General features: G+C 68.4%; 2 protein-coding genes. Both read right to left on the minus strand.

The window, feature by feature from the left end:
* Window positions 1-456, minus strand: a 456-nt coding sequence (locus tag ABB22_RS17570) for a hypothetical protein (protein ID WP_152984268.1), incomplete at its 3' end; no start/stop codon positions are given.
* 58 nt (window positions 457-514) lie between these two features.
* A partial coding sequence (locus ABB22_RS17575) for an AprI/Inh family metalloprotease inhibitor (protein WP_152984269.1) occupies window positions 515-776 on the minus strand: 262 nt, incomplete at its 5' end.

Raw genomic sequence — 776 nt, forward strand, 5'->3', positions numbered from 1 at the left:
GCTGCCGGCAGCGGCGGCCCGTGCGCGGCGTGGTGCGTCGCTGCAGGCAGCCGGTTTGAGGCGGTAGGACAGTTGGCTGCGCAGGAGCATTCCCTGCCTGGCCCGGGTAGTTTCCAGCACCTGCTGGCGGACTTCGACCAGATCCGGCAGGCCCTGCGGCGTCAGCACGATGTTCGGCAGTGCCTGCGGGTTTTCGAGCATGGGGCGGAAATCCATCTTCGTCGTGCCCGTGCTCAGCACCGGGTTGTTGCTGAGCGAAGCGGCGGAGAATTGCCGCACCGGCCCGGGCACGCGCATCAGATCGGCATGGCTGCTGCGCTGCGGCAGGTTGGTTGCCATGGCCGGCGGCGCCGGTCGACCGCCGGACTGTGCGGCAGCCGGAGGCGCCGGCAGGCCGGGCGTCATCGCGGCAAGCAGGCCTGCGGGCCAGGATGAGGGGCTGCGGATCATGCGCATGCTGCGTCCTTGCACCGGCACGGGCGCCAGCCATTGGTGGAGTGGCGGGAGATGGCGCTCATTGATCGTCCGCGGAGAGGACGAGGTTTTCCTGTTGCTGGTCGCTGCGCTGCGCGTAGAAGTCGCCGCCGGACGGTGAAGGCTCCATCCGCAACAGCGGCTTGCGGGTGACGTCGATCAGCACCAGCCAGCCATCGGCATTGATGAACCAGGCGAATACGTCATCGGGAATGGCGAGTTCGCGGAGGCAGGCGTCGTCGGCGGTCACCGCATAGCCGCCGATGGTGCGCTGGTCGGTGAGGGTGATTCTGCAGACACCG

The organism is Stenotrophomonas nitritireducens (genome assembly GCF_001431425.1).
Taxonomy (GTDB): domain Bacteria; phylum Pseudomonadota; class Gammaproteobacteria; order Xanthomonadales; family Xanthomonadaceae; genus Stenotrophomonas; species Stenotrophomonas nitritireducens.